The organism is Yoonia sp., assembly GCF_046498525.1.
Classification (GTDB): Bacteria; Pseudomonadota; Alphaproteobacteria; order Rhodobacterales; family Rhodobacteraceae; genus Yoonia.
The window spans coordinates 24,604-31,471 of record NZ_JAWOAN010000030.1 but is presented as its reverse complement, the minus strand read 5'-3'; the positions used below and the strand labels follow the sequence as shown (position 1 = coordinate 31,471).

The following is a 6,868-nucleotide window of genomic DNA, read 5'->3' as shown; positions in this document are numbered from 1 at the left end:
CTACTATCAATAATCATATTCTTGCTGATCGGAAAAGTTGGATTATCCCAGGAAACGCCGGAGATCAAACAGCAAGTGGATATCACCTATGCCATTGGAGCGGATCTCTCGTTTTTGAAGCAGGCCGAGAGACAGGGTTTCTTTGCTTTGAAAGGAACGAGGATTGGCAGGAGAGCACCCTTGGCGCAGTTTCCCGGAACTTGGATGACCCAAAGCGAAAGCGTGGTCTATCGTGTGGTACCCAAATGTGCCTGCTCGACCATTGGCCAGATCATGTATTATTCGGACCATGGAACGTTCTTTGACGGCGACATCCACGACGCCAAGACCGGTATCCACAAATGGGCGATGGATGACAGCAAGAATGCCATCGCAGCCAACGTCAAAGCGCACCAAAGCTATGCCTTTACCTGTGTGCGCAACCCTTACACCCGCATCCTGTCATCTTTCTTTGACAAGATTTGCGGTGTGCAGCGCAACGGGAAATATTATCGGGGCAACCTTGTCCCTCTCCTGATCCAGAAATACGGCATCGAGGTCGGCGACCCCGACAGTGGCTTTGAATTCGACCAGATCAAGAGCTTTCGCCGTTTCCTTTTGTTTGCCCGCGATACCATCCGCTGGCGTCGGCCGATGGAACCCGACATCCACTGGTCTGCCATGTCCGGTCACATATCGACCTTCATCGTGAACGGCGGGCGTTATGACAGCATTTTCTGGACCGAGAAATTCAATCACGGGATGCAGGCTGTCCTGAACGGGATCGAAACGGCGCATCAGGTCGATCTGGCGCAAATCCCGCGTTTTAACGAAAGCGAAGGGCACGGACCAAAGCGCGCCCATCCGGTCGAGGATTATTTTGACGATCTGTCGATGCATATCGTCTATGAGATCTATAAAAAGGACTTTCGGATATTCAAATATGATTTTGAAAATCCGGCCAACAAGATGCCGGTTGGCGAGATAGACCTTGATGAGGTTCACGCCAAATTATGCTAGGTGTTGCGCCTGTGGCGCCATGGTCAGGGGGCTGTCTGCCCCCTCGGCCCGACGGGCCTCACCCCCGAAGGTATTTCACAACATGAGAAAAGACGGGTCGACAGGCGAGTGGATCATCCTAACTGCTTGATCGTAAAGACGAAGGAGTTGGTCGCTTGTCTGTTGTTTTAATCCTGGGCAGTGGCCCGAATGTTGTAAAATGCCGTGATTGGCCGCGCGATCCGTTTAATCGGGTTGTCGCAATCAATAACGCTTGGGGGGTGCGCCCCGATTGGGATGATCTGATCCATCCCGATGATTTTCCGATAGAGCGGATGCCCGTGGAAGTGGCTGCGCATCAGCGCATAATCCGCGCCGCGGACTATGTGTCGTTGCAGAATACCTTGGGTGGCTTTGTTTATGCCGGGGGTACGATGGCGTTTACCGCGTCCTATTGGGCTTTGGCTGCGTTGAAACCAAAAGTCATCGCAGTGCTGGGGTGCGATATGGTTTATGACGGGGCCAGCAAGACGCATTTCTATGGAAAGGGCACCGCTGATCCCCTGCGCGAGGATGTGACCCTCAGGTCGCTTGAGGCCAAGTCCGCAAGGCTGATGGCGATTGCGGCCCGGCAAGATTGCGCAATGGTGAACTTGTCGACAGATGAAAGCCGATTGGTGTTTCCACGATCATCCAGCCAAGGCGGGGCGGCTGCGGTTCCATGCGAAATGAACCAAGAGATCGTGGATGCGGCTTTAGCGGAAGAAGCGCGCCTCGACTACTATGTGCCGTCCGGAAAATACTGGAAGGAAGAAAGCCGCTTTGACATCGCTGCCATTGATGCGCTGGACGCGTTGTGGCTCAAAGCAGTCCCTGCTGCCTGAACAAATCCTTCAGGTCCGCCTCGGGCCGCGCACCGATGTGGCTGATCACTTCGGATGCAGCGGCATTGCCCATCTTGGCGCAGGTTTCCAGCTCATGCCCGTTGGTCAGCCCCCAGAGGAAGGCACCGGCAAAGAGGTCACCCGCGCCTGTAGCATCCACGATATCTGTCGGCACCGCAGGCACATGCCACCGCTGTCCGTCAGCCAGCACAAAGACGCCGTTTTCGCTATCTGTGCAGGCCACGATGTCCACCTCGGACGCGGCTTGTGCCAAAGCACCGTCGAAGTCATCCGTCTGATACATCGATCCCATCTCGGCGCGGTTGCAGAATAGCAGGTCCACGTGATTGCGGATCATATCGCGAAAGGCATCGCGGTGACGGTCAATGCAAAACGGATCCGAGAGCGTCAAAGACACACGGCCTCCTGCCCCTTTGCAGGCCGTCACGGCCTTTGCAAATGCCGCATGGCTGTCAGGACCGTCAAAGCGATAGCCTTCAAGGTAAATCCATTCGGCCTCTGCCATCTCTGCTTCGCGAATGTCGTCGGGCGACAAGAACTCGGTCACGCCCAGATAGGTATTCATCGACCGTTCCCCGTCGGGGGTCACGATCACGATGCAACGTCCAGTTTCGGCCTCTTCGGTCTTTGGGGCCATCAGGGTTTCATAAGTTGCTCCCTGCGCGCGCAAGTCATGGGCAAAAATCTGCCCCAATTGGTCGTCCTTGACCTTGCCGACATAGGCGGTACGGCCGCCCAAATGGGCAATGCCTGCAATGGTGTTGGCCGCTGATCCGCCGCTGATTTCCTTGGCGGGGCCAACGCGGGCGTAAAGATCGACCGCGCGGTTCATGTTGATCAACTGCATGATGCCTTTTTCGACGCCCGCCTCTGACAAAAAGGTATCTTCGGCCCGTGCCAACACATCGACCATCGCATTGCCGATCCCGACAACCTGATATTTCTTCATAGGTTTTTATCCTCAAACTGACAGAGATCGCGGATCAGACAGGCCGCGCATTTTGGTTTTCGCGCTACACAAGTGTAGCGGCCATGCAGGATCATCCAGTGATGCGCATGAAGTTGGAAATCAGCCGGAATGTGATCTTCGATCGCGCGCTCGACCGCGTCGACCGTTTTGCCCACGGCCGCACCACTGCGATTGCCGAAGCGAAAGATATGCGTATCCACAGCCTGTGCCGGCATCCCCCACCACATGTTCAGTACCACATTGGCCGTCTTGCGCCCGACACCGGGCAATGACTGCAATGCGGCACGGGAGTTGGGTACGATGCCATCATACTCATTCACCAGAATCTGACTCATCTTGATAACGTTCTTGGCCTTTTGGCGGAACAGGCCGATTGTCTTGATATGCTCGGTCAGCCCTTCAAGCCCCAGATCAAGCATTTTTTGTGGCGTATCTGCGATTTTGAACAACGCGCGCGTGGCCTTGTTCACGCCCGTATCGGTGGCTTGCGCCGACAGTGCGACAGCCACGACAAGCGTGTAGACGTTTACATGCTCAAGCTCACCTTTGGGCTCAGGCTCTGCTGCGTTAAACCGCTCAAAGATCGCGCGGATGGTATGATAATCAAGCTGTTTGGCCATGCCATCCCGTATGCCCCGATGGGCCAAAGGGGGCAAGCGCCGGATGCGCAATTTTCGGGTCGCGCTGGTCGCGACTTGTCCCTAATTTGCATGATATGGAACAGACAGAGACATATCACTATCAGGTCATGCGCCGCGCCATTGTGGCGATTGATGCCGCCGGTGATGAACCACAGACGCTGGCCGATCTGGCTGCCGACATGAACATGAGCCCCGCACATTTTCAGCGGCTCTTTTCCTCATGGGTCGGTGTATCGCCAAAACGCTATCAGCAGTACCTGACGCTGGGCCATGCAAAGACGCTTCTGCGCGATCGTTTCACCACCTTGGAAACGGCACATGCGGTCGGGCTCTCGGGAAGTGGTCGCCTTCACGATCTTTTCGTCCGATGGGAAGCGATGAGCCCTGGCGACTATGCCCGCGACGGGGCAGACCTGACGATCTCTTGGGGCTGGTTTGAAAGTCACTTCGGCCCTGCCTTGGTCATGGGGACCGACCGGGGTATTTGCGGCCTGGCTTTTGCTGCGGAAGCAGGACAAGAACCCGCTATGGCAGACCTCAAATCGCGCTGGCCCAAGGCAGCTTTCTTGGAAGACCAAGATTTACTGCGCCCATGGGCCCAAGCAGCGCTTGGCATGTCGGGAGAAACCAAGCTGCATATGATCGGCGCACCCTTCCAGTTGAAAGTCTGGGAGGCACTGCTCACCATCCCTTCAGGCCACGTTACGACCTACTCTGAGATCGCCCAATCCATCGGCAACCCAAAGGCAGTGCGCGCTGTCGGCACCGCCGTCGGGCGCAACCCGGTCAGCTGGCTTATCCCCTGCCACCGGGCACTGCGCAAATCGGGGGCGCTAGGTGGTTATCATTGGGGCCTACCTGTCAAGCGGGCCATGCTGGCATGGGAATCCGCCAGGGCAGACGCACAACCCCAACAGAGGTAAAGTAGGCAAACGCTGCGGGTCACCGGAGCGATATTGGATATCATGGCGGAAATGGGTATACTGTGTTCTATCAACAGGCGCATATTGCGCGCCCAACAAAATGGAACCATGACCATGAAACTTACGAAATTCTCCCTCGTGCTGGCGGCAGCTTCACTGACCTTTGTGGCGGCCTGCGACGAGACAGGACCGAACGAAATGCAAAACACCCAACAAGGCGCTTTGATCGGCGCAGGTGCAGGTGCTTTGCTTGGCGCGATTACAAACAACGACGGAAGCGTGCGCGAACGCAACCAAGCCGCACTGATCGGTGCTGCACTTGGTGCTGGCGTTGGTGCCGGGGTTGGCAATTCGCTTGATCGTCAGGCCGAAGAACTGCGCCGCGCGTTACGTAGTGATGTCGGCGTGTCGAACAACGGTAATAACCTTGTTGTCGTTCTGAGCCAGGACCTCTTGTTTGCGACCAACAGTACACAGGTTTCAAGCGCTTCCCAGAATGAACTGCGGATTGTTGCGAACTCGCTGCGCCAGTATCCAAACACCACCGTGAATGTCATCGGCCATACCGATAACGTCGGTGACGCCGCCTTCAACCAGGGACTGTCAGAGCGCCGCGCGCAGGCTGTTGCCGCGATCCTGATGGGTGGCGGTGTTTCACCGGCGCGTATCCGCTCCATCGGTGCAGGCGAAAACAACCCGATTGCATCCAACCTGAACGCCGCTGGCCGTCAGATGAACCGCCGGGTCGAGATCGTGATTACGCCCAACTAAAATTGGCTCAAGATTAACGATTGAAGGGGTTGCAGAAAAGCAGCCCCTTTCTTGTTGTGAATCGCCCGTTTTGGTCATATCATTTGACCAATGCAACCTAGTTGATCACATGCCTTTTGAACCAGTCCAGCAAGAAAAACTCTCTTACGGTGTCATTCGTCAGATCGAAGGGCTGATTCTGCGGGGCATCTTGCGCCCGGGCGAAAGGCTGCCGTCGGAACGCGAACTCAGCGAACGGATGAGCGTATCGCGCCCCTCTTTGCGCGAAGCCCTTGCTGATTTACAGGAACGCGGGCTCTTGGCCTCAAAGGCGGGTGCTGGCGTCTATGTTGCGGATGTGCTGGGGTCTGCGTTTGCGCCGGCACTGATCAAACTCTTCGCAAACCACAATGAGGCGGTCTTTGATTACATCAGTTTCCGTCGCGACATGGAGGGGCTGGCGGCAGAGCGCGCCGCGCGATTGGCCAGTGACACCGACCTCAAGGTCATCAATGCGATATTTGAAAAGATGGAAGCCGCGCATCAAAAACGGAACCCTGCGGACGAGGCCCATCTTGACGCTGAATTTCACCTTTCCATCATCGAGGCCAGCCATAACATCATCATGCTGCATATGATGCGATCGATGTATGAACTGCTGCGCGAAGGCGTGTTTTACAACCGCACGATCATGTTCAGGCAACGCACCACGCGGGACACGCTGCTTGACCAGCACCGGGTGATTAATGACGCGCTGCAAAACCGTGATCCCGAGGGCGCGCGCCGGGCGGTCGAGGCGCACCTGAATTTTGTGGAGAGCGCACTGTCAGATCAACAGAAATCAGACCATAACGAAGTCTTCGCCCAAAAGCGGCTCGAGCACGAGGTCGGGCGCTAGCGCGTTTGCGGGTGGCGGATCATCGCCGCCCAAAGCCATGTTGATACCACAGCCTGCACAGCAATCCCGGCAAGTGCCAAAGGGTGCAGGATCCCGGTGTTTGGGCCAAGCATAACTGCAATATTCCAAATCCAATGCCAGATCACCAATGGCCAAAGGTTACCCACCCGTACCGCGATGGGGGCGAGGAAAAAACCGACCATCAAAGCGAACAGAACCTGCTGCGACGTCTGTGCGGCGTCTTGCCCTGCCAGCCCGTTTACCAAATGGAAAAGAGCAAAGAGCGCAGCACTCAGCAACATGGCCAGCGGCAGCGAGACACGCGACATTGCCCCGCGTAACAAGATGCCGCGAAACATCACCTCTTCACCAAAAGCGATCAGAAACGTCGTCAGGATCAACGGGGTAATCCCAACAACGCCCGGACCAAGCAGTGCTTCGGCTGATAGATGCTGCACGATGTCCCATCCCAGAACACCGACGACCAGCCAACCAGGTAAGAACCAGACCATCCCGAACCAGCGCATCCGGCCAAATCCGGCTGCCCGCCACCCTAAATGGCGGACTATGATGAAGAGGCAGAAGGCCACGGCAATCAGTTGCACGGGCAACAGAACGGTCAAAAGTCCACTGAGGTCAGGTGGTCCGGCCGGCAGATCGGAAAAATAATAGATCGCAACCGAAATAATGGCCGCATAAACGCCCGTGGCAAAAATCCCGAGCCGGAGGCTAGGCATCGTCAAAACTCCCGCTCGCCGCCCCGCGTGATACTGTCAAAGACCACTCTGCCACTGTCAACGAAA

Annotated in this window: 8 protein-coding genes; 5 read left to right on the top strand and 3 right to left on the bottom strand. The window is 56.2% G+C overall.

All coding sequences use genetic code 11. From position 1 onward, the window contains the following. The first annotated feature begins 204 nt into the window (after positions 1 to 204). Positions 205 to 999 carry a sulfotransferase family protein gene (locus R6T97_RS02230; protein ID WP_410347682.1) on the top strand — a complete coding sequence of 265 codons (795 nt, stop codon included), beginning with the start codon at positions 205 to 207 and terminating at the stop codon, positions 997 to 999. Between the two features lie 155 nt (positions 1,000 to 1,154). Continuing rightward, entirely contained in the window at positions 1,155 to 1,862 is a 708-nt protein-coding gene (locus R6T97_RS02225) for a hypothetical protein (protein ID WP_410347680.1), read from the top strand. On the opposite strand, the gene R6T97_RS02220 is transcribed toward R6T97_RS02225, so the two are convergent. Both R6T97_RS02220 and nth read right to left on the bottom strand, forming a co-directional pair. Beyond that, positions 1,840 to 2,832: an adenosine kinase gene (locus R6T97_RS02220; RefSeq protein ID WP_410347679.1), complete on the bottom strand. Its 993-nt coding sequence runs from the start codon at positions 2,830 to 2,832 to the stop codon at positions 1,840 to 1,842. The two genes, R6T97_RS02225 and R6T97_RS02220, sit on opposite strands and share 23 nt — an antisense overlap. After that, positions 2,829 to 3,473 carry an endonuclease III gene (nth, locus tag R6T97_RS02215; protein ID WP_410347678.1) on the bottom strand — a complete coding sequence of 215 codons (645 nt, stop codon included), beginning with the start codon at positions 3,471 to 3,473 and terminating at the stop codon, positions 2,829 to 2,831. The genes R6T97_RS02220 and nth overlap by 4 nt, the downstream gene beginning before the upstream one ends. Before the next feature lie 95 nt (positions 3,474 to 3,568). Here nth and R6T97_RS02210 point away from each other — a divergent pair, with 95 nt between their 5' ends. The 3 genes from R6T97_RS02210 (at position 3,569) to R6T97_RS02200 (ending at position 6,065) form a co-directional block, all read left to right on the top strand. Next, on the top strand, positions 3,569 to 4,417 hold the full coding sequence (locus R6T97_RS02210) for a bifunctional helix-turn-helix domain-containing protein/methylated-DNA--[protein]-cysteine S-methyltransferase (RefSeq protein ID WP_410347677.1): 849 nt from the start codon (positions 3,569 to 3,571) through the stop codon (positions 4,415 to 4,417). 114 nt (positions 4,418 to 4,531) lie between these two features. Beyond that, positions 4,532 to 5,188, top strand: coding sequence for an OmpA family protein (locus tag R6T97_RS02205; protein WP_410347676.1), 657 nt, complete (start codon positions 4,532 to 4,534; stop codon positions 5,186 to 5,188). A 109-nt stretch (positions 5,189 to 5,297) separates the two neighbouring features. Beyond that, positions 5,298 to 6,065: a FadR/GntR family transcriptional regulator gene (locus R6T97_RS02200; protein WP_410347675.1), complete on the top strand. Its 768-nt coding sequence runs from the start codon at positions 5,298 to 5,300 to the stop codon at positions 6,063 to 6,065. On the opposite strand, the gene R6T97_RS02195 is transcribed toward R6T97_RS02200, so the two are convergent. Continuing rightward, a complete protein-coding gene (locus R6T97_RS02195; protein WP_410347674.1) occupies positions 6,062 to 6,802 on the bottom strand; it encodes a CPBP family intramembrane glutamic endopeptidase in 741 nt (246 codons plus the stop codon). The genes R6T97_RS02200 and R6T97_RS02195 overlap by 4 nt on opposite strands. Positions 6,803 to 6,868: the final 66 nt, after the last annotated feature.

Bases quoted from the DNA above. Each gene is read 5' to 3' on its own strand.
- R6T97_RS02230 (WP_410347682.1), top strand. From the start codon at position 205: ATGACCCAAAGCGAAAGCGTGGTCTATCGTGTGGTACCCAAATGTGCC.
- R6T97_RS02220 (WP_410347679.1), bottom strand. From the start codon at position 2,832: ATGAAGAAATATCAGGTTGTCGGGATCGGCAATGCGATGGTCGATGTG.
- nth (WP_410347678.1), bottom strand. From the start codon at position 3,473: ATGGCCAAACAGCTTGATTATCATACCATCCGCGCGATCTTTGAGCGG.
- R6T97_RS02210 (WP_410347677.1), top strand. From the start codon at position 3,569: ATGGAACAGACAGAGACATATCACTATCAGGTCATGCGCCGCGCCATT.
- R6T97_RS02205 (WP_410347676.1), top strand. From the start codon at position 4,532: ATGAAACTTACGAAATTCTCCCTCGTGCTGGCGGCAGCTTCACTGACC.
- R6T97_RS02200 (WP_410347675.1), top strand. From the start codon at position 5,298: ATGCCTTTTGAACCAGTCCAGCAAGAAAAACTCTCTTACGGTGTCATT.
- R6T97_RS02195 (WP_410347674.1), bottom strand. From the start codon at position 6,802: ATGCCTAGCCTCCGGCTCGGGATTTTTGCCACGGGCGTTTATGCGGCC.